Source organism: Bartonella sp. 220B (assembly GCF_026930205.1).
GTDB lineage: Bacteria > Pseudomonadota > Alphaproteobacteria > Rhizobiales > Rhizobiaceae > Bartonella.
This window is the reverse complement of the sequence record NZ_JANHOI010000014.1, coordinates 1-19,691: the sequence shown is the minus strand read 5'-3', so window position 1 is coordinate 19,691 and position 19,691 is coordinate 1. Positions and strand designations below refer to the sequence as shown.

Annotated in this window: 19 protein-coding genes, 1 tRNA gene and 1 pseudogene; 9 read left to right on the top strand and 12 right to left on the bottom strand. The window is 38.0% G+C overall.

Annotated features, from left to right (window positions below; translation table 11 throughout):
* Positions 1-265 (top strand): annotated as a pseudogene (locus tag NPX99_RS07640) (hypothetical protein); the annotation flags it as partial.
* A gap of 32 nt (positions 266-297) precedes the next feature.
* Here NPX99_RS07640 and NPX99_RS07635 read toward each other — a convergent pair.
* From NPX99_RS07635 to rpmH, 8 genes are all read right to left on the bottom strand, one after another.
* Positions 298-382: transfer RNA gene (locus NPX99_RS07635), tRNA-Leu, on the bottom strand.
* 112 nt (positions 383-494) lie between these two features.
* Complete coding sequence (locus NPX99_RS07630) at positions 495-1,115, bottom strand: 2,3-bisphosphoglycerate-dependent phosphoglycerate mutase (protein WP_269031269.1); 621 nt, start codon at positions 1,113-1,115, stop codon at positions 495-497.
* A gap of 27 nt (positions 1,116-1,142) precedes the next feature.
* Positions 1,143-1,955: a 4-hydroxy-tetrahydrodipicolinate reductase gene (gene dapB, locus NPX99_RS07625; protein WP_269031268.1), complete on the bottom strand. Its 813-nt coding sequence runs from the start codon at positions 1,953-1,955 to the stop codon at positions 1,143-1,145.
* Positions 1,956-2,480: 525 nt separating this feature from the next.
* Positions 2,481-3,173 (bottom strand): glutathione S-transferase family protein, encoded by a 693-nt coding sequence (locus tag NPX99_RS07620; RefSeq protein ID WP_269031267.1) that lies wholly within the window; start codon positions 3,171-3,173, stop codon positions 2,481-2,483.
* A gap of 135 nt (positions 3,174-3,308) precedes the next feature.
* On the bottom strand, positions 3,309-3,956 hold the full coding sequence (yihA, locus tag NPX99_RS07615) for a ribosome biogenesis GTP-binding protein YihA/YsxC (RefSeq protein WP_269031266.1): 648 nt from the start codon (positions 3,954-3,956) through the stop codon (positions 3,309-3,311).
* Complete coding sequence (gene yidC / locus NPX99_RS07610) at positions 3,953-5,791, bottom strand: membrane protein insertase YidC (protein WP_269031270.1); 1,839 nt, start codon at positions 5,789-5,791, stop codon at positions 3,953-3,955. The genes yihA and yidC overlap by 4 nt, the downstream gene beginning before the upstream one ends.
* A complete protein-coding gene (gene rnpA / locus NPX99_RS07605) occupies positions 5,781-6,173 on the bottom strand; it encodes a ribonuclease P protein component (RefSeq protein WP_269031265.1) in 393 nt (130 codons plus the stop codon). Before rnpA ends, yidC begins: the two co-directional genes overlap by 11 nt.
* 130 nt (positions 6,174-6,303) lie before the next feature.
* Positions 6,304-6,438, bottom strand: a complete 135-nt coding sequence (rpmH, locus tag NPX99_RS07600) for a 50S ribosomal protein L34 (protein ID WP_026501365.1) — start codon at positions 6,436-6,438, stop codon at positions 6,304-6,306.
* A gap of 599 nt (positions 6,439-7,037) precedes the next feature.
* On the opposite strand from rpmH, the gene NPX99_RS07595 reads away from it, so the two are divergent.
* The 5 genes from NPX99_RS07595 to NPX99_RS07575 all read left to right on the top strand — a co-directional run bounded on the left by NPX99_RS07595 (position 7,038) and on the right by NPX99_RS07575 (position 11,282).
* Positions 7,038-8,132 (top strand): Mrp/NBP35 family ATP-binding protein, encoded by a 1,095-nt coding sequence (locus tag NPX99_RS07595; protein ID WP_269031264.1) that lies wholly within the window; start codon positions 7,038-7,040, stop codon positions 8,130-8,132.
* 660 nt (positions 8,133-8,792) lie between these two features.
* The gene (rsmI, locus tag NPX99_RS07590; protein ID WP_269031263.1) at positions 8,793-9,680 is read left to right on the top strand and encodes a 16S rRNA (cytidine(1402)-2'-O)-methyltransferase; all 888 of its coding nucleotides are present in this window, start codon (positions 8,793-8,795) and stop codon (positions 9,678-9,680) included.
* 23 nt (positions 9,681-9,703) lie between these two features.
* Entirely contained in the window at positions 9,704-10,072 is a 369-nt protein-coding gene (locus tag NPX99_RS07585) for a YraN family protein (protein WP_269031262.1), read from the top strand.
* Positions 10,073-10,180: 108 nt separating this feature from the next.
* Positions 10,181-10,426, top strand: coding sequence for a hypothetical protein (locus NPX99_RS07580; RefSeq protein ID WP_269031261.1), 246 nt, complete (start codon positions 10,181-10,183; stop codon positions 10,424-10,426).
* Positions 10,427-10,490: 64 nt separating this feature from the next.
* On the top strand, positions 10,491-11,282 hold the full coding sequence (locus NPX99_RS07575) for a pyrroline-5-carboxylate reductase (protein ID WP_269031260.1): 792 nt from the start codon (positions 10,491-10,493) through the stop codon (positions 11,280-11,282).
* An 893-nt stretch (positions 11,283-12,175) separates the two neighbouring features.
* On the opposite strand, the gene NPX99_RS07570 is transcribed toward NPX99_RS07575, so the two are convergent.
* From NPX99_RS07570 to NPX99_RS07560, 3 genes are read right to left on the bottom strand one after another with little or no spacing between them, the layout of a single operon-like run.
* Positions 12,176-13,837 carry an electron transfer flavoprotein-ubiquinone oxidoreductase gene (locus tag NPX99_RS07570; RefSeq protein WP_269031259.1) on the bottom strand — a complete coding sequence of 554 codons (1,662 nt, stop codon included), beginning with the start codon at positions 13,835-13,837 and terminating at the stop codon, positions 12,176-12,178.
* A gap of 3 nt (positions 13,838-13,840) precedes the next feature.
* Positions 13,841-14,761, bottom strand: a complete 921-nt coding sequence (locus NPX99_RS07565) for an electron transfer flavoprotein subunit alpha/FixB family protein (RefSeq protein ID WP_269031258.1) — start codon at positions 14,759-14,761, stop codon at positions 13,841-13,843.
* Between the two features lie 52 nt (positions 14,762-14,813).
* Positions 14,814-15,560, bottom strand: a complete 747-nt coding sequence (locus NPX99_RS07560) for an electron transfer flavoprotein subunit beta/FixA family protein (protein WP_269031257.1) — start codon at positions 15,558-15,560, stop codon at positions 14,814-14,816.
* A 528-nt stretch (positions 15,561-16,088) separates the two neighbouring features.
* On the opposite strand from NPX99_RS07560, the gene NPX99_RS07555 reads away from it, so the two are divergent.
* The 3 genes from NPX99_RS07555 to NPX99_RS07545 all read left to right on the top strand — a co-directional run bounded on the left by NPX99_RS07555 (position 16,089) and on the right by NPX99_RS07545 (position 18,799).
* Complete coding sequence (locus tag NPX99_RS07555; RefSeq protein ID WP_269031256.1) at positions 16,089-16,907, top strand: hypothetical protein; 819 nt, start codon at positions 16,089-16,091, stop codon at positions 16,905-16,907.
* Between the two features lie 159 nt (positions 16,908-17,066).
* Positions 17,067-17,987 carry a sulfite exporter TauE/SafE family protein gene (locus NPX99_RS07550; RefSeq protein WP_269031255.1) on the top strand — a complete coding sequence of 307 codons (921 nt, stop codon included), beginning with the start codon at positions 17,067-17,069 and terminating at the stop codon, positions 17,985-17,987.
* 2 nt (positions 17,988-17,989) lie between these two features.
* Positions 17,990-18,799, top strand: coding sequence for a TIGR02186 family protein (locus tag NPX99_RS07545; RefSeq protein WP_269031254.1), 810 nt, complete (start codon positions 17,990-17,992; stop codon positions 18,797-18,799).
* Positions 18,800-18,821: 22 nt separating this feature from the next.
* Here NPX99_RS07545 and NPX99_RS07540 read toward each other — a convergent pair whose 3' ends face one another.
* Positions 18,822-19,085, bottom strand: coding sequence for a DUF6460 domain-containing protein (locus NPX99_RS07540; protein WP_269031253.1), 264 nt, complete (start codon positions 19,083-19,085; stop codon positions 18,822-18,824).
* Positions 19,086-19,691 lie beyond the last annotated feature (606 nt).

The following is a 19,691-nucleotide window of genomic DNA, read 5'->3' as shown; positions in this document are numbered from 1 at the left end:
GGCAGCGCGTAAGGCGGTTCAGTTATCTGGTAATGAGCATGAGCCACTTTATTTTACAGTTTTCCCACAAGCTAAAGACTGGGAAGTAGAGTTAGGAGTAGCATTTTATCAGAAGCTTTTGGAAGGTAAACTTTTTTTTGGATTGACCAATTCGACAAAGAAGTTTCAGAATCTGCTCTATCTCTATGGCAATACAGGATTGCATTTTGAAATCCTATTCCCTCACTTTTATCCACGCATCCCTCACTTAAAAAAACATATGTGAAATCAATAAGTTATTTGGTATAAAAAAGAGAATGGTGCCCAAAAGAGGACTCGAACCTCCACGCCTCGCGGCACAGGTACCTGAAACCTGCGCGTCTACCAATTCCGCCATCTGGGCTATAAAATTCATCTAAGCTTGTGAAACAACTCTGTCAATAAAATTATAGAATTTATTCTATAGTGCAAAATGATTGAATTGGATTCTTTGGACTTACCACGATTTTAGACATTTAAGGTGTGAGTATCGTTTTTAAGGCAATTGTTGAATCGGAATGAAATCTATAGATAATAGGGATGCCGGTAGCTAATTCTTGAGAGGTAATTTCTTCACCATTTAGACCTTCAAGCGCCATTATAAGAGCACGAAGTGAATTGCCGTGTGCTGCAATCAAAACAGTTTGAGAGCGTAATATATACGGTTGAATATGATGAAGATAATAGGGTAAAACGCGAGCACAAGTATCGCGTAAGCTTTCCCCATTTGGTGGCGCAATAGCGTAGGAGCGACGCCATATTTGCACTTGCTTTTCTCCCCATTGTTGGCGCACTTCATCTTTATTCAAACCAGAGAGATCACCATAATCCCGCTCATTCAATGCCGAAGTTTTTATCAGTTCTAAATCTGATTGTCCCATTTGTACTAAAATGTGCCGAGCCGTTTTTTGTGCACGCTGTAAGGTAGATGTATAAGCGATATCAAATTTTAAACCAGCTTCTTTAAGTTTTTTTCCTGCTGTTTTTGCCTCTGTATTTCCTTTTTCTGTCAAATCGGGATCTTTCCAACCGGTAAAAAGATTTTTGAGGTTCCATTCACTTTGCCCATGACGAATGAGTACAAGCGTGCGTTCCATTATGAATTTCCTGCATTACGTTGATTGTTAACAATTATCGTCTAGTCCTAAAACATCAAGCATTGAATAAAGACCATTTTTATGGTTTTTTGCCCATAAGGCTGCTTTTAAGGCGCCATTGGCAAAAAGAGAACGTTCTTGCGCTATATGTGAAAGAACAATGCGTTCATTTGGACCGGAAAAAGTAACAGTGTGATCACCAACGACCGTTCCACCTCGTGAACAGGCAAATCCTATCGTACCTTTTTCGCGTTTACCTGTATGACCATTGCGTCCACTGACTCGCACATTTTGGAGCATAACATGACGACCTTCCGCGGCTGCTTGCCCAAGAAGAAGAGCTGTTCCAGAAGGTGCATCAACTTTACCAGAGTGATGCATTTCATAAATCTCAATATCAAAATCGTTAGATTCTAATGTTTGTGCAGCTTTCTTTACAAGATTTGCTAAAAGATTTATTCCAAGGCTCATGTTCCCAGATTTGACAATAGTCGTATATTTTGCAAAATCTGCAATTTTTGCTTCTTCTGTTTTACTAAATCCCGTTGTGCCAATAATATGGATAAGACCTTTTTGGGCCGCATAATTGGCATAGAGAAGACTGGCTTCTGGCTGAGAAAAATCTAAAATCCCTTCTGTATGAGAAAATGCGCTTTCGGGATTATCAGTAATGCGAATATCAAGAAAATCTGAACCAATGAGTGTGCTTGCATCTTTGTTTACAAAAGGTGATCCTTTACGCACGAGGACAGAACTCAGTTCTATGTCTTCTCTACGCTGGATAGCTGTAATGAGCTCGCGTCCCATTTTTCCATTCGCACCAACAACTGTAAGGCGCATATTTCTCTCCTTATGATATTTAACTTTTGTAGTATAGGCAAATTCCTATCTTCTTTCCAATGGTTCTTTTTCTCTATAAAAGAAAAATTTTGCTTTTTTATTTATGAGATTTCAGTTGATAGAAATACAGGATGAGAAATCTTTGTTCTCATTATAGAAGTCAAAAATGGGATATTACGCAATATGTTTTTTACATGTATTAGGTAGCATGGATGAACATGCCAGCTCTTCTCTTGACTAGCTTTCAATATTGTTACAGTTTTTGCATTTCAATGTTTTTTATCCATATACCAATTCTGCTTGTGATGTACAAGAAAACGCTTTCTGATTCATTATAAGACGGAATTAAATGAGGAAAAATTAAGGGAATATTTCTGTCTTTTTGGTTCTCATTTACGTTATAAATGATGCACTATCCTTATAAGTTAAGGCTCTAGTACGTGTGTATGACATCATTGAAGCCTTATTGATGAAGAAGCATTTCTCTATAATGTTAAGAGTGCTTCTCCTTGTCAAGGGAGGTGATTAGAAGTCAAGATCTGTATAATGAGGACTTGCTACAATTCCTCGAACGCGATCTGTTAAAAGAGAGCGAAAAGAAGGTCGGGATTTAATTCGCATATACCAGTCTTTGGCGGCTGGGGATTGTTCCCAGTCAATTTCTCCTAGAAAATCAAGTACAGAAACGGAAGCTGCAGCTGCGAGATCCGCATAGGATAATGCAGAGCCGACTAACCAGTCGCGAGATGCGCAGAGCCAATCGAGATAGTTCATATGTGGTAGAATATTGGCACGTGCATTGCGTAAAATTTGTGAATCAGGAGCGCCACCGCCAATGGCAAGAGGCATTTCACGTTTATAGATTCTTTCCCGTACAATATGGCGTATTGCTTCATTTTCAAATTTATTTAAAAACCAGTCATTAAGACGACGAACTTCGGCACGACCTAAAGGATTTTCTGGAAAGAACTTATTTTCTTGTCGTAAACTCCCGTGTGTTTCATCTAAATATTCATAGATAACAAAGGCTCCTGATAATGGCACTTCATGTTCATCAAGAAGAACAGGAACTTGACCTGCTGGATTAAGTGCAAGAAATTCGTGTCTTCTAGCCCATTCATGTTCTTCAATTAATTGAATGGTTGCACCATATTCTCCAAGAATGAGGCGTATGAAGCGGGAGGAAGAGGATAGGGGGGTGTGAAAAAGTGTCAGCATAATCTACACTATCAAATAGAGTTAATAAGAATTCTTTCAAGTAACAGGAATTTTTATAAAGATGCTTTACGAGAAGTACAAGATTATTAACAGAACCTCACAGTTATGTTTAATAAACCCTTAAGAACAAGAAGATTAACCTGTAATCGCTTGCAAAATTGCAGTACGCAACTCTTCCAAACCGAATGCCTTTTCCGAAGATGTCACGAGAAGTTCAGGATAAGCTGCTGGACGTTTGAGAAGCTGTGTTTTTGTGGTTATTGTTAATTTTTCAAGGACATTTGATTTTATTTTATCACTTTTTGTTAAAACAATCTGATAAGAAACGGCTGCTTTATCTAGGAGATCTAAAACATCAGAATCATTTTTCTTGATTCCATGACGTGAATCAATCAAGACATAAACACGTTTTAGGGTTGTACGTCCCCGTAAATAGCTAAAAATCAGTTGCGTCCATGCATCAACCAGGTTTTTAGGTGCTTTTGCAAAACCATAGCCTGGCATATCCACGAGCGCAACAGGGGGGAGATCTTCTGGTTGTCCGCTGAAACCATCGGGTACAAAATAATTAAGCTCCTGTGTACGTCCTGGTGTATTTGAGGTACGTGCCAAGCTTTTTTGTTGAACAAGTGCATTGATGAGGGAAGATTTCCCAACATTCGAACGTCCGGCAAATGCAATTTCTGGTGGCCCTTCTGGTGGAAGAAAGTGTATTGCAGGCACACCACGAATAAAAATCCAATTGCAAGAAAAAATTCTAGAAAGAGGAGAATGTTTTGTCATTCATGTATTTCTTTTTTGGGTGATTTTTTCCATATGGCTTTAAGATTATCGAAAAGTTCAATTTTGACTCCTTGACGTTTCATCATGATACTTTGTTGAATGATCGATAATATATTGTTCCATGCCCAGTAAATGACAAGACCAACTGGGAAGGATGCTAGCATAAAGGTAAAGATGACAGGCATCCAGGCAAAGATCATCGCCTGTGTTTGGTCTTGAGGCGTTGGGTTCATACGCATTTGTAAAAACATTGTTATTCCCATGATTAAAGGCCATGCACCAATCATAAGAAATGCTGGAGCTGCGTATGGCAGAAAGCCAAACAAGTTAAAAACAGAAGTTGGATCTGGTGCTGCTAAATCTTTAATCCAACCAAAGAAAGGCGCATGCCGCATTTCGATGGTAATATACAGAACTTTATAAAGGGCAAAAAATATTGGAAATTGAACCAACATTGGCCAACAACCGGCAAGAGGATTAATTTTTTGTGTTTTATACAATTCTATGATTGCTTGTTGTTGTTTGGTTCTGTCATCAGGATATTTTTCTTTTATTTCTAGCAATATTGGTTGTATAAGCCTCATGCGTGCCATAGATTTGTAGGATTTATTTGCTAGCGGGAAGAGAAGCGTTTTCAAGAGCACTGTGACAAGAAGAATAGCAATACCGAAATTGCCAGTTTGCTTGTAAAGAATATCAATGAGGGAGAACATGGGTTTGGTGATGAAATCAAACCAACCCCAATCGATTAAAAGAGCGAATTTCTTAATTTTCAGGTCATTTTGATAGTGGTTAATGATTTCAACTTGTTTTGCTCCAGCAAAAAGACGATTTGTAACAGTTTTTGTTTCATTGGGGGCAATTGTTAGAAGAGATCCAAGCAAGTCAGATTGATAATGCGTTTGTAAGCGATCAAAATAAATAAAGCGGCTGGTATATTCTTTATCTTGTTGAGGAATAACTGCTACAGCCCAATATTTATCAGTAATACCAATCCAGCCTCCTGTTACTTTAGAGAAAATCATACTTTTTTGACCATTCTCAGGATTGGGATCAAGTTCCGCTAGCGTTTTGTATTTCTCAGTTTTAAGTGCATCACCTGCAATACCAATCATACCTTCATGAAGTAAATAGGTTGCATTTGTGTGTTCTGGTGGAGCTGCACGTGCAACGCGGGCATAAGATGAAAGATATATCGGTTTATCTCCTTTGTTGCTGATAGAATCTTCAATAGTGAACATGTAATGATCATCAACAGAAAGGGTGCGACGAAAGATCTGCCCTTGTCCGTTATTATAAATTAAAGTGACGGGTGTTGAAGGAGTTAGTGTTGTGTTTTCTCCTTCTATTTGCCATTGGGTATCAGATTGGGGCAAAGCCTCTGCTGAAAAAGATGCGCTTGTAAAACCAAATTCGGCAAGATAGGTTGTTGTAAATCCTTTGGGGTTTAATAAAGCAATTTCTGGTGAGCTCTTCTCTACTGTCAGACGGTATTTTTTGAGGCGAAGGTCATCAAATTGTGCACCAACAAGATTAATGGAGCCTTCTAGTTCACTCGTTTTGATGGCAATACGGTTTGTTTGAGCCAACACAACCTTCCGTATTTCAGGAGTCATTTTGTGGTCACTGATAGATGCTGATCCATGCATTGGCGCTGCATCAGAGAAATTTGTCGCAGGAGTGGAAAGTACAGATTGTTGTTTGGACAATTGCTGTGCAATGACTTGTTGTTTTTGTAATTCAGCCTGTTTTGGAATAACGTGAAGAAACTGCCATGCGATAAGCACTATGAAAGACAATCCAATGGCGATAAAGAAATTGCGGTTATATTCCATTCGTACACCCATGTTGGCGTTGCTGATGTTTTGTTTTTGGTTTTATTCGTCGGTTTAATTCACTGATCAAAGATGTAAAAGGCGCATGAAGTGCATCAGGACGCGCTACAATGACATAATCTGTTCCTGCTTCCATGTTATCTGTTAGACCGACCCTCACGGCTTCGCGCAGACGTCTTTTAATACGATTGCGTTTGACCGCATTACCGTTTTTACGTGTAACCGTAAAACCTACACGTGCAACAAGAGGAGTTTTTATTTCTGCTGTTTGTTTATGAGACTTAACTTCCAGCAAAAATAAAGGACCACGTCGTTTTTCTCCTGTGCGTACAGACAAGAAATCTTCTCTTTTGCGAATGCGGCAGGGAGGTTTTTTCTTCATAAAAAGCGTTTCGCAATTTTACTAATGCCTGCAAAAGCAGGCACTGGAGGTTCATAATGAAAGTTTCACAACGAAGAAATAATAAACACTCTTCAACTTTTGTGAAAATTTAAATGGTCAAGTCAAATGCTTAAGCGGATAACCGCTTACGCCCACGAGCACGCCTTGCGGCGATAACTTTACGGCCACCGGTTGTCGCCATACGTGCACGAAACCCATGGCGGCGTTTACGGACCAATTTAGATGGTTGGTAAGTACGTTTCATTTATTTAAATACCGCGGAGTGCGGCCCTTCTTAAATTCTATGGGCAAAACTATGCGCTATGATGAACAGTCTTATCCTATCATACGATTGCTAACCCATAGGCAAAAACACAAAAAAAGTCAATCTCAGATTATTTTCTTTCTTTATAAAATAAAAAAAAATCCTTCGAGGAAGTGATTTTATTTGTAATATTTAAAAAAGCTAAGGAAAATCATTGCTGGTTACAATAGCGTATTCTACAATTATTTTTTTTCTAACACAAGTGGATACTCACGATGTTATATAAAGAGTAGAGCAAAAATCGTGATTTGTTATTGTATAATGATGATGTGTGCTTGTTATACATAAGGATTATGTGTGAGTTTTGTCTCTTAAAGGCTTTAGAACATTCATAAAGATAGCATATGATAACCATCATTTAAGAAGATTTTGTAGTCGAGTTTTTTATTTGAGGTTTCTTTAGTGTTTTAAAAGAGATAGAGTATAAGGTAGTTTACATTTCGTCATTTTCATAAAGTGAGAAGTTTCAGATGATTAAGTTGAAGTGTTGTCCGTTCTTATAGTTCTATTTTCTGAAATTTATATAGAGAGGAAAGAGTGTGAGTCCTATCACAAGCGAGGCTATTCGCAACGCGTTACATAAAATCAAAGGACCGGATTTTGAAAGTGATATTGTATCCTTGGGGCTTCTTTCAGAAATATTGATTGCTCAAGGAAAAGTTTTCTTCTCCATTACAGTTCCAGATGGGCGTGTACAAGAATGGGAGCCGTTGCGTCGTGCGGCTGAAGAAGTGGTGTGTGTTATGGATGGGGTTGAATCTGTTGTTGTCACACTGACGGCGGAAAAAAAACCAATAGTATCTTCTCAAGCTCATAAAGATACAGTTTTTTCTGCGCCAAAACGGAGAACACATGCATTGCTTGTAAAAATGCCAATAGAAGGTGTTCGGCATGTGATTGCGGTTGCTTCAGGAAAAGGAGGAGTTGGCAAGTCTACCATGGCAATCAATATCGCTCTTGCTTTACAAGATTTTGGTTTCAAAACGGGGTTGATGGATGCAGATATCTATGGTCCATCTTTACCGCGTTTGACAGGGCTTGTTAACCAAAAACCACAACATATCGAAGGAAAAAAACTTCAACCTCTTGAAAAGTTCGGTCTTAAATTGATGTCAATGGGATTTTTGGTTGAGGAGGAAAAGCCGGTGGTTTGGCGTGGTCCCATGGTGATGGCAGCTGTGACACAATTGCTCAGAGATGTTTTATGGGGACCTCTTGATGTTTTGGTGGTTGATATGCCGCCGGGAACAGGAGATGCACAATTAACTCTTGCTCAACAAGTGCAGTTGACGGGTGCATTGATTGTTTCTACTCCGCAGGATCTTGCTTTGGTTGATGCACGTAAAGCGATAGAAATGTTTATGAAGGTGGATGTTCCCATTTTAGGACTCATTGAGAATATGAGTTATTTTATTGCTCCTGATACACAAAAACGCTACGATATTTTTGGTTATGGTGGTACACGTGCAGAAGCCAAACGCCGAGGAGTACCTTTCTTAGCAGAAGTGCCGCTTGATGCAGCTTTACGGTCTTCTTCAGATGAGGGCATGCCAATCTTCATTGCTAAACCTGACGAGAAACACGCTAAGCTTTATCGTGCGATTGTTGATCAAGTGAAAAATAGATTTTTTTAAATTTACGTTTTGCTTAAGGGGGAAGGATACAATATTTAGCAAAACATAAGGTGCTGTTTTTTCTGAGGGAACGGAATTAGTTAAAGACTTTGTTCAGGTATTGTGAGGAAGTATTTTTTAATATGAAATTGTTGGATGTTGATCATATTGTTGCGAAAGCCGTGGAGAATATTCGAAAATAAGATGTTGTAGTGTGAAAAATCTATGTTTATCCAAAAATGGTGTGGGCTGAAGTTATAAAAAACAGGTCATATTTGCTTGGGGAATGGTTTTTATTGGTAAAGAGGCTGATTTTTAAATGCTGTCTATGAGATTATTGAGAACATTGCGCTCTTAAAAAAACGGAACAAGGCTATAATCTGGATGGATAGAAAAATTGCTCGTCACTTGAAGAAAAAGTTTTGTGGAGAGTTATAGAAGCTCGTGCTACTGTAAGATGAGAGAATTTATTCTACTAGAAGCTATCATGATGATTACAGACGCGTTATCACACCAAGAAACTTCGATATTGGTGTAAACTCTTTTGTTATGGTACGAGTGATTATTGGAGTCGTTGATCTTTTGGTAGTGGAAAAATGGTAGAAATGGATGATGTTCACGCATTTAAGATTTTCGTAAAATCTGATGGAGAGAGGTTCTCTTTGATGATAAAAGAACAGTATGTGTGAAAAAATATATTTTATAGGTGCTCATGCTTATCGCGCGCCAACCATAGAACCAGCGCTTTATCTCGTGTCAACACCTATTGGGAATCTTGGAGATATTACTCTTCGTGCTTTGCAAGTGCTTGCAAGTGTTGATGTCTTAGCTTGTGAGGATACGCGGGTGACACGTGTTCTCTTGGAACGCTATAGTATTCAGAAAAAATTATTTCTTTATCATGAACATAATGCACAAAAGGCAGGGACGAAATTATTAGCAGCTTTGGCAGAAAATAAAAGCGTGGCGCTTATCACAGATGCAGGAACACCACTTATTTCTGATCCCGGATTTCGATTGGTCGAAGAGACGCGTAAAGCTGGTTACAAAATCATTCCGATTCCTGGTGCTTCAGCACTTTTAGCGGCTCTTGTTGCTACGGGGCTTCCTACCGATAGCTTTTTTTTCGCAGGTTTTTTAAGTGCACGCAAGGCACAACGTCAAAAGCGTTTGGAACAATTAAAAGCTATTCCGGCAACGTTGGTTTTTTATGAATCACCCCATCGTCTTGTCGAGACTTTACAGGATATGGTCTCTGTTTTTTCGGCTGATCGCCCTGCTGCAATTTGTCGTGAATTAACAAAAAAGTTTGAAACAATAAATGTTTCCAATTTAGAGAATTTGTTTGAAAGCTATAGGAAACAACCCTATGTTCGTGGGGAAATTGTTGTACTTGTTGGGGAGGCTCTTTCTTCTTTGGAAGTGATGAGTCATCAAGAAATTGATGAAATGTTATTAGAATTGGCGCGTACACATTCTACAGCCCAAGCTGCTGCTTTGGCAGCTAAGAAAACGGGCTTTAAAAAGCAAGAACTTTTCCAGCGATTGATTTTTTTAAAGGATGCGTAAAACTTTAAAGGATATGTAAGTTTATGCAAAAAGAGCGCAGACAAAAGTCTTTTTATCGAGGCGTTCGCGCAGAAAAATGGGCCGCTTGGTGGTTGCGACTTAAAGGATTTCATATTGCTGAAATCCGTTTTAAAACAAAGTGTGGTGAAATTGATTTAATCGCGCGGCGTGGAAATCTTGTTTTAATTGTGGAGGTCAAAGCACGTTCAACTTTGGCTGAAGCAATGGCTGCGGTTTCTCGGATGAATGAAAAGAGAATTGAAGCAGCAGCCGATATTTGGCTTGCACGGCAAAAAGATCATGCTCTTTTATGTGTACGCTTTGACCTCATTGCAATTTTGCCGTGGCGTTGGCCGCAGCACATTCCTGCTTTTTTTACATCTGATAAATGAAGAGTTTCTATATCATTTTAACCATGGTAGATGAAAAACATTTTGTTTTTATAGACAGATGGGGTAGGAAACAGTGCGTCACAATTTGAGCATTATGAGGAGCGAAATATGGACGATTATGAAAAATTTGCAACGGGTTTGTTGATTGTTTTTGGAGCGCTGATCATTGGTGGTTTAATGGCGATGCATATTGTCCTTATGAATAAGCCAGGTTTTTTATGTGCACTAGCGGCTGCTGTCGTTGGTTGGTTTTCTGCTTTTGCAATTCTTTTTGATAAACCCAAAGTCTATTTGGCATTGATTATTCTTGCTATGTTGTGTGTTGCTTCTTCAATTACTATTTATGTGAGTTAATTCATTAAAATATATGAGTTATTGGTGGAATCTTCCTTTAGAATGATAAGAGAAACGAGTAAAAATGAAAATTGGTTTTTTGGGAACAGGTAAAATCAGCACTTCAATAATTGACGGTTTAATGAAGAGCGATTTTGACGTTCCTTCACTTATTATTTCACCCCGCAATGCGCAAATGGCAGAACGCCTTTCACTCAAATATGATAAAGTTATCATTGCTAAAAATAATCAGGCATTGCTTGATGTGAGTGATTGTGTCTTTCTTTGTTTGCCTAACCAAATTGCCAAAGAAGTCTTACGTTCTCTTCGCTTTTATTCCGAACAGCTTGTTGTTTCCGTACTTGCTATGGCAAAAACAGAAGAAGTTGAAGAGTGGATTAATCATAGGGTTTATCGTGCTGTTCCACTTCCTTTTGTCGCAGAATGTAAAAATTTAACGCCAATTTATCCTGATCATCCTTTTTTACGTCGTTTATTTGATGCGATGGGGGGAACATTGGTATTGAATGCAGAAGAACAGTTTAATCTTTTCATGACCGCTGGTTCACTCATGGGGGTATATTTTAATTTTATAGAAACAGCACATCAATGGTTTATAAAACAGGGATTAGAACAGCAACAATCAGCGGATTTTCTTGCTATGATGTTTGGAAATCTTACCGATGAAATACGCAAAATTATAGCAATGGATGGTCCTGCCTCTCTTGATTTTGCAACGTTGGAGAAAGAGTTTTCGACAAAGGGAGGAACAAATGAACTTTTGTCGAACTGTTTTTCTCACCAAGGGGGAAGAGATGCTTTAATAACAGCTCTTGAAACCACTTTACAAAAAATGAATGCTTCGTTTTCTCATTAAAATGTTGGTTCGTATTTTTTGATCTCGCTGAGAGAAATATTGATGTGTTTCTTGAAAGTTGCGTGAACACAGTTCTACCAAATTGTCTGTTATAGATATTTAAAGAGTAGGCAGATTGATCTTCATTTTTCTACAATCATAAGTTGATTTATAAAGGGAATTGATCCTTTTTAGCTTGAATGAGAATACTGAAGATAAAAAGCTTTTTTCATTCTAATCCTTCTCGTCATAGAATAAAAAATATTTCTTCGTGTTTCACGAGAGGCATCAACATATTGATAAAAAATGTTTAAGAAGGAATAAAATATACTTCTTATCAATCAGTTTAATCCTATAAAAATAAGTCCAACATTTTAAGTGTGTAAACCAAATGGGTGCGTTGGTTTGTATATTTCATAAATGTAAGAGATGGGGGGTTTCCCATGAATCTTACATGATATTCCTCATGGACAAGGGTAGGGCGGAAAGATTTCAGGCATCTTTAGTGCGTTTGTGAACAGGCAATGTAATGTTGGAGTGCTGTTCTTCATGAGAAAAAGAATGAGAAGTAAAAGCGTGTGGTATTGGGCAATTCTCATTTATAAAAGAGATTTTTGAGGATGTTTTGAAGGACGTAAAACTGAGTGAAAAAAGTACAGTGGCGAGGAGCGTTGATTTGTACCTTATAACAGAATAGTGAAAATATCTTCATTATTATTTTTTTGATAAATAAAAAGTTTTTAAGAACAGCATATTATAAATTCTTCTGATAAAAATGATGTGGTTGTTGAGAGTATTTTGTTGCGGGAGTGATAAGAGAATAGTCTTATAGCGTGAAAGAACGCATGCATTGAAGATTTTAAAAGGGATTCTGATTTAAGAGAAAATATTCTTTTGTGTGGAATGAACAATAATTACATGTTTAGATATAAGGGACCTTCACTGCCTTGTGGACAGATCCAATGAATATTTTGGTTGGGATCTTTGATATCGCACGTTTTACAGTGTATGCAATTTGAAGCGTTGATAACGTAAGTTGTCTGATCATGATGGTTTAGCCATTCATAGACAGCAGCAGGACAATAGCGGGTTGAAGGTCCTGCATAAATTGCGAATTCAGAGTTTTTTTGTTTCTCTAATGAAGATATTTTTAAATGACATGGTTGATTTTCCTCATGGTGCGTATTGGAAAGTGCAACACTGGAAAGGCGATCAAAAGTCACGATACCATCTGGTTTTGGATAAGCAATGGGTTTAAAATTTTCTGCTGGTTCAAGACATGCATAATCTGCTTTTCCGTGAGAGAGTGTTTTAAATAAAGAAAAGCCAAAAAGCTGTTGCCACCACATATCAAAGCCAGCAAGCTTAATACCGTATTTTGTGCCATATTTTGCCCAGAGTGGTTTGGCATTGCGTACTTTATAAAGATCTTTGCCAATGGGGACTTTTCGCCAATGTTCTTCGATTTCTTTGACTTCATCGTGGGTGCGGCCTTGTGCAAGAGCTATAGCGATTTTATCGGCTGCTAATATGCCAGATAAGATGGCGTTGTGTGAGCCTTTAATACGAGGAACATTAACAAACCCGGCAGAACAGCCAATAAGCGCGCCTCCAGGAAAGGTAAGCTTTGGTACAGATTGCCATCCTCCTTCACTAATAACACGTGCACCATAGGAAAGGCGTTTTGCACCCTTAAAGATCTCATAGAGTTTGGGATGTGTTTTAAAACGTTGAAATTCTTCAAAGGGGGAGAGATAAGGATTTTTATAATCTAAATGGACAATAAAGCCCACAGAAATAAGATTGTTTTCCTGATGATAAAGAAAACCTCCGCCTCCGGTATTATTATCTAAGGGCCAACCCGCGAAATGTTGAACTAAACCAGGCTGGTGTTTTTTGGGATCAACTTCCCAGAGTTCTTTAAATCCGAGACCAAACTTTTGTGGTTCACGGTTTTTACTAAGATCAAACTTTTGTATCAGTTGTTTGGCAATGGAACCACGCGCTCCTTCCGCAATTAAAGTATATTTTGCCAACAAAGCCATTCCAGGCATATAATTTTTTCCAAGTGTCCCATCTTTATTAACGCCCATATCACCTGTCAGAACACCAATGATGGCTCCGTTATCGTTCTGAATGGTTTCAGATACAGCAAAACCAGGATAGATTTCCACACCGAGTTCTTCGGCTTTTTTGCTGAGCCAACGGCAAACATTGCCAAGTGAAACAATATAGCAGCCGTTATTTGATAAGATTTTAGGGTAAAAAATATGAGGGAATAGTGTTGCGTGTTTTGGTTTTAGAAAAAAAAACTGATCGCTGGTGACAGGTGTGTTGAAGGGATGATCTTGTTCATTTCTCCATTCTGGTAGGAGCGTGTCAATGCCTATGGGATCAACAACTGCACCAGAGAGTATATGTGCACCAACTTCGCTCCCTTTTTCAACGACTGTGACAGAAAGTTCAGGGTTAATTTGTTTTAGACGAATTGCTGCGGAAAGTCCAGCAGGTCCTGCTCCGACAATGACGATGTCAAATTCCATACTTTCATGGTGTTGATGCAAAGATGCATTCATAGTTTATAAAGCTTTCTCCAGCTCAGGAATAATGTGGTGAAGATCACCTACAAGGGCGTAATCAGCAATTTGCATGATAGGGGCTTCTGCATCTTTATTGATGGCTACAATAATTTGTGCATCCATTATGCCAGCTAAATGCTGGATTGCACCGGAAATTCCGACAGCAATATAGAGTTCAGGGCCAACAACTTTGCCTGTTTGTCCAATTTGCCAATCATTAGGAGCATAGCCAGCATCAACGGCTGCACGGCTGGCACCTAAAGCTGCATCTAGCTTATTTGCAAGGGGGAGAAGGAGTGCCATAAATTGTTCTTGTGAACCAAGACCCCGCCCACCTGATATAATAACACGTGCTGAGGTAAGATCAGGGCGATCACTTTTGTTGGTTTCTGCTTTCACAAAAGAAGAAAGGTTTGGGTTGGGCGCTGGTGTTATTGTTTTAATAGAAGCAGCGTTATTTTGGAAAGCGGTTGAAGGGAAAGTTGCTGTACGAACTGTTATAACCTTTTTATGATCATTGCTGCGTACAGTTTCGAGAGCATTTCCTGCATAAATTGGTCGTTTAAAGGTATCGGGTGCAAGAACTGCGATAATGTCTGAAATTTGCATAAGATCAAGAAGAGCAGCTACGCGCGGCATGATATTTTTTCCAATGCTGGTAGAGGCAGCCATGATCACATCATAATCTTTTGCTAATTTGACAATTGTATTTGTCATAGGTTCAGCCAGTTGATGGGCTAAATAATCAGCTTTGGCGATAAGCACTTGCCGCACACCAGTCAGTTTCGCATGGCTTTCGGCGATTGCTTGGACGTTTTTTCCACAAACCAAAATATCGATTTCTTTATTGATTGCGTGAGCGGCGGTGAGCACTTTTGCGGTTTGTTCTGTATTTTGTTCGGCCAATAAAAGAATTGCCATATGTTTTTACCTTTTTATGCAGTGTTGCTTTTGATCACTTTTTTATAGAATATTAAATACACTTTTTTTGTTTTAGCGCATTTACAAGTTCTGCTACATTAGCCATTTTAACACCAGATGGACGGGGAGATGGCTCTTCAACGCTAAGGACCGTTAAGCGTGCTTGTGTATCTATGTCAAAATCAGCAAGTGCCTTTTGTTCGATGGGTTTCTTTTTCGCTTTCATGATATTAGGCAGAGAAGTATAACGCGGTTCGTTTAAGCGTAGATCAGCAGTCATAATGATGGGAAGGGGAAGGCGAATGGTTTGAGTACCGTTATCAACTTCGCGGATGACCGTTGCGTGGCCGTTTTCTATGTCTAAATGTGAGGCAAAAGTTGCTTGTCCCCAGCCAAGAAGAGCTGCAAGCATTTGTCCGGTTTGGTTGTTATCGTCGTCAATAGCTTGTTTTCCCAAGAAAACCATATCTGGTTTTTCTTTATCAACAATAGCCTTAAGAATTTTAGAAACGGCTAAGGGTTCAAGTGTTTTTTCGGTTGTTACAAGGATGCCACGATCAGCACCCATTGCGAGTCCTGTTCGCAAAGTTTCCTGTGCTGCTTCGGGTCCGATTGAAACAAGAACAATTTCGGAAATTTTTCCAGCTTCTTTTTGACGAATTGCTTCTTCCACGGCTATTTCGTCAAAAGGGTTCATAGACATTTTTACATGGGAGAGATCAACACCTGTACCATCGTGTTTGACGCGTATTTTGATATTATAATCAACAACACGCTTGACGGCGACAATTATCTTCATGGTAATCCTCTTCATTTGTATGATTACAAGTTTATCGTAATCTTCACAAGAAACCAAATTTTTTAGAATGAAATCTCATACAATCATTATAGAAGTTTTCTAAAATTTTCTTGTTTATCATTATTATTCGTCTCTCGTTTGTTTTTACTCACTTTAATCATTATCATCTTCGTTTAAATAAAAAATTCATTCATTAAAAATGGATATTCTCATCATAATTAAAAAAAATTTACAATAAAAGAGATACAGAATGGTAAATGGTATGAGAGTAACGCATAAGAAGGTTCACATGTACAGTTCATTACAAATCAAAAGGATCTTAAGACAATGGTAAAAGAGAAAATGGGAAATGGTTTTTCAATTTGAACCTTGAAAGTGTTATCCTTAAAGATCACTCATAAATATTTTGAGCAAGTTATTAAAGCTCTATTTACGAACATAGAGCATTCTTTCCAATTATCGATACGATTCTTTGCAGAAAATGAATGAGACACAACATTTTTTGCAAGACAATGAGGGGTAGCGTTTTTGAATAGCAAGATTCATACGGTAAAGCAGATTGAGCAAGATAATCCTTCCTTTCATGTTGTGGGGAAAAAGGAAAGGGAAGCTACGCTTACTGAGATAACAATGTCGGACATTGCTAAAAAATTACGCTCTGTTTATGCACAAATGCAGAGGAAGAATTCGCCGCATTCTTTGATATCGCAAAGTTTTGTGGAAGATGATTTAAAATCTTATTTGGATGACATCAGTCGGGCAATTTTGGCTGAGCACTATATTCGTCGCCAAAGGGAAAAAAAGCTTTTTGAACATTTGGAGCAGATTAAATCGCTTGTTCAGAATTTGCAGAATGAAAAGACAAATCTAGCAGAAGCAGTAATAAAACAACGTATGTCTCATTCAAAATCTTTTGATTCTGTTGTGCAGAAGCTTGCTGATATGGCGTGTGGAGAAAACCAAGAACGTTCGTTGCTCCAAGAGGTACCAAACTTTTCAAGACAAAAGTGTATAACTGAGAAACAAACAAATATTGAAAACCTGTTGCAAAAAGAGCATAAGAGCTTTTTACCAAGTGATGCCACGAAGCCTTCTTCAAAAGAGACTGTGAAGTTTGTAGGGCATTCTGCAAGAGAAGAAATGCACTCGGACATTCAAGAATCTGCTCATTGCATTGAGAGTGAATCTTTTCCCTCCTTAAAGATAGAGACTCAGAGGCATTTTTCTTTTTTGCGTTTTTTTGTAAAAAAAATACTTCCTTGTTTTTTAGTCGTTGCATTTATGGTTGCGATAACGGTATGCTTTTATGACTTTTTAAGAGGCGCTCTTTTAAATTTTATGATTTAGGGTCATTGATATAAGATGTTTTGTGCACATAATTTTGCAAAAGTATGAATGGCATCTCAAATTATTTTTTAAAATATGCGACAAAGAGTATTGAAGAAGGGGATTGTTGGAGAGGGGCTCTCTATCTAAAAACCTCAAAAGATCTTGAAGGTTCTATAAGTGAGTATTTATTTACCAATTGCTGAAATGTCACTCAACATGCTAATCTTGATTGGTATGGGGGTGGTTGCCGGTTTTTTTTCAGGTCTTTTTGGTATTGGCGGCGGATTTCTCATCACGCCTTTATTGATTTTCTATAATATTCCTCCTGCTATTGCTGTTGGAACAGGAGCCAATCAGATGATTGCATCATCTGTGACAGGAGCCATTACACATTTTAGAAGACGCACTCTTGATATCAAACTTGGTCTTCTTTTAGCGATGGGAGGGGGAATAGGCTCTGTCATCGGGATACAGATTTTTTCTGTTTTGAAAAAACTGGGGCAATTAGATCTCATGATTTCGCTTCTTTATGTAATTCTTCTTGGAAGCATAGGAAGTTTGATGATTATTGAAAGTTGGTGCGATATGCTGCGCCAGCGCAAGGCAGCAAAAGTCAATATGCGTCTTGCTAAGAGGCATAATTGGATTCATCGTTTGCCATTCAAAATGCGTTTTCGGACATCTATGATATATGTCAGCATTATTCCAGTTTTAGGGATTGGTCTTATTGTCGGGTTATTGTCTTCTATTATGGGAATTGGCGGGGGATTTTTTATGATACCAGCGTTGATTTACCTTTTGCGTGTTCCAACCAGTGTGGTGATTGGAACTTCACTTTTTCAGATTACATTTGTGTCCTCTTTCACGACCGTTTTACAAAGTGTGAGTAATCAGTCCGTTGATATTGTTTTGGCTTTTCTATTGATGCTTGGGGGAAGTATTGGGGCACAATATGGAACAAGGGCTGGACGTAAGTTGAAGGCAGAACAATTGCGTATGGCACTTGCATTTTTGGTGTTGATTGTCTGTATGCGTCTTGCTTTTCAATTATTTGTACGCCCCGATAATCTTTTCTCTCTGGATATTCTGATGAGATAAAAATGGGTAGATTATTTTCTTTATGCATTTTGACCAGTTGCTTTTTTGTAGTTCCTTTTTCTATGTGGGCAAATGTTGGGACAAAAGCTGCATTTGTTGATCAAGTTGATCACGAAACTATCCAAATTATCGTAACAACTAAGACAATTACGGTTGATGCACATTTTGATGGTCGAGATCTTTATATTGCCGGTGTTTTGGAAAATAGCGATCCATTATACTCTCAACAGAGTCGTTATGATGTTGTGGTTAGCCTAGAGGGACCGGCTCGGACTATGGTGATGCGGGAAAAAAAACGGAATGCTGGTGTTTGGGTTAACGCAGATTCCCTCACTTTTAAAAATGTTCCTCTTTTTTATTCTATGGTCACAACGCGTGAGATTGATGATATTACTGGCGTTGAAGATTATAAACGCTTGGGGCTAGGATTATCCTATTTGTTGTTGCAGACTGATGAACAAGATTTGGGGAAAGTACAAATTTTTCGTGATGAACTTATAAAATTGCAAAAAACCAAAAATCTTTATCAGGAGGAAGTGGGAGGCGTTCGTTTTGGTTCTGGTGCACTTTTTACAGCGCATTTTCGTTTGCCAGCTAATACGCCTGTTGGACATTATCAGGTTCGTGCTTATCTTTTTCGTAATGGGCAATTTATTGATAGTGCAACCACAACTCTTGAAATTGTTAAAGCACATATTGCTTATACAATTTTTAACGCTGCTCACAAATATAGTTTCTTATATGGTATCGTTGCTGTGATTGTAGCTGTTAGTACAGGCTTTTTATGCCGTTTGATTTTTCGAAAAGACTAGAAAAAGAGAAAAGCGAAAGCATTTATTTTTTATGAAAAATGCGTAAAAGAAGAAAAATAGGTACAACAACAACAGCCCCCATCATTGTCATGTGGAAAAAGTTTGTAAGAGTTATAAACCCTGTTTCCCACAAAGATTTAAAAAATTCTGTTATTGTTCGCACGAGACTTTGAGGTGTCCATCCAAGAAAATTTAGCACGATACCTACAAGAAGTGAAATGGTGAGTAGCTTTATAGCAGCACGTCCTAATGTTCCTCCAAGAAACGCGTGAAAAGAATTGGACATATTTTTCCTTTTGTTCATTTATACATCTTTCAATATATTGCGTCTTCATCGCATCATACAATGGTATCGTCATTCTCAATAAGAAATATTTCTTTTGTTTCTCCTTACTTTCTTTTCTAGCTCACCACCTTTTAATACTGGTGTAACCTCTGTGCTAGTTTCTGAAACCCGCTCGTGTTCTGTTGGCATTTTTCGAAATATTTTCATAGTATTCCTTTCATTAAGTTGATGGATATTCTTTAATTTCTACAGATTCACAGGGGAATTTTGTACTGTTTTATATTGACGTTAAAAAATTCAGTGTGAAAATGAATATATCACGTATAGAATGTAAGTTTAAAACAACTTATCTTATAATCTTATAAAGAGACTATCTATCTTAATAAAGATGTTATGTAGGTATTAAGATTGGATATTTCAATCTATATAAGAAAGTTATTTCAATTTGCATAAAAAAGTAATAAATTTGTTTTCTGCAAAAGATGAAGGTAACGAAGAAAACAAAATTCAGTGTTGCTAAAAAAGTGGGGGGCTTTAAAATGTTTTGATGAAAGAATTATTATGTGCCGATATGTAGAAAATATCAGGCTCCTCTTTTCGTATTGT

Coding starts and splice junctions, on each gene's coding strand:
- NPX99_RS07630 (WP_269031269.1), bottom strand. CDS start 1,115: ATGGAACGCACGCTTGTACTCATTCGTCATGGGCAAAGTGAATGGAAC.
- dapB (WP_269031268.1), bottom strand. CDS start 1,955: ATGCGCCTTACAGTTGTTGGTGCGAATGGAAAAATGGGACGCGAGCTC.
- NPX99_RS07620 (WP_269031267.1), bottom strand. CDS start 3,173: ATGCTGACACTTTTTCACACCCCCCTATCCTCTTCCTCCCGCTTCATA.
- yihA (WP_269031266.1), bottom strand. CDS start 3,956: ATGACAAAACATTCTCCTCTTTCTAGAATTTTTTCTTGCAATTGGATT.
- yidC (WP_269031270.1), bottom strand. CDS start 5,791: ATGGAATATAACCGCAATTTCTTTATCGCCATTGGATTGTCTTTCATA.
- rnpA (WP_269031265.1), bottom strand. CDS start 6,173: ATGAAGAAAAAACCTCCCTGCCGCATTCGCAAAAGAGAAGATTTCTTG.
- rpmH (WP_026501365.1), bottom strand. CDS start 6,438: ATGAAACGTACTTACCAACCATCTAAATTGGTCCGTAAACGCCGCCAT.
- rsmI (WP_269031263.1), top strand. CDS start 8,793: ATGTGTGAAAAAATATATTTTATAGGTGCTCATGCTTATCGCGCGCCA.
- NPX99_RS07585 (WP_269031262.1), top strand. CDS start 9,704: ATGCAAAAAGAGCGCAGACAAAAGTCTTTTTATCGAGGCGTTCGCGCA.
- NPX99_RS07580 (WP_269031261.1), top strand. CDS start 10,181: ATGGACGATTATGAAAAATTTGCAACGGGTTTGTTGATTGTTTTTGGA.
- NPX99_RS07575 (WP_269031260.1), top strand. CDS start 10,491: ATGAAAATTGGTTTTTTGGGAACAGGTAAAATCAGCACTTCAATAATT.
- NPX99_RS07570 (WP_269031259.1), bottom strand. CDS start 13,837: ATGAATGCATCTTTGCATCAACACCATGAAAGTATGGAATTTGACATC.
- NPX99_RS07565 (WP_269031258.1), bottom strand. CDS start 14,761: ATGGCAATTCTTTTATTGGCCGAACAAAATACAGAACAAACCGCAAAA.
- NPX99_RS07560 (WP_269031257.1), bottom strand. CDS start 15,560: ATGAAGATAATTGTCGCCGTCAAGCGTGTTGTTGATTATAATATCAAA.
- NPX99_RS07545 (WP_269031254.1), top strand. CDS start 17,990: ATGGGTAGATTATTTTCTTTATGCATTTTGACCAGTTGCTTTTTTGTA.
- NPX99_RS07540 (WP_269031253.1), bottom strand. CDS start 19,085: ATGTCCAATTCTTTTCACGCGTTTCTTGGAGGAACATTAGGACGTGCT.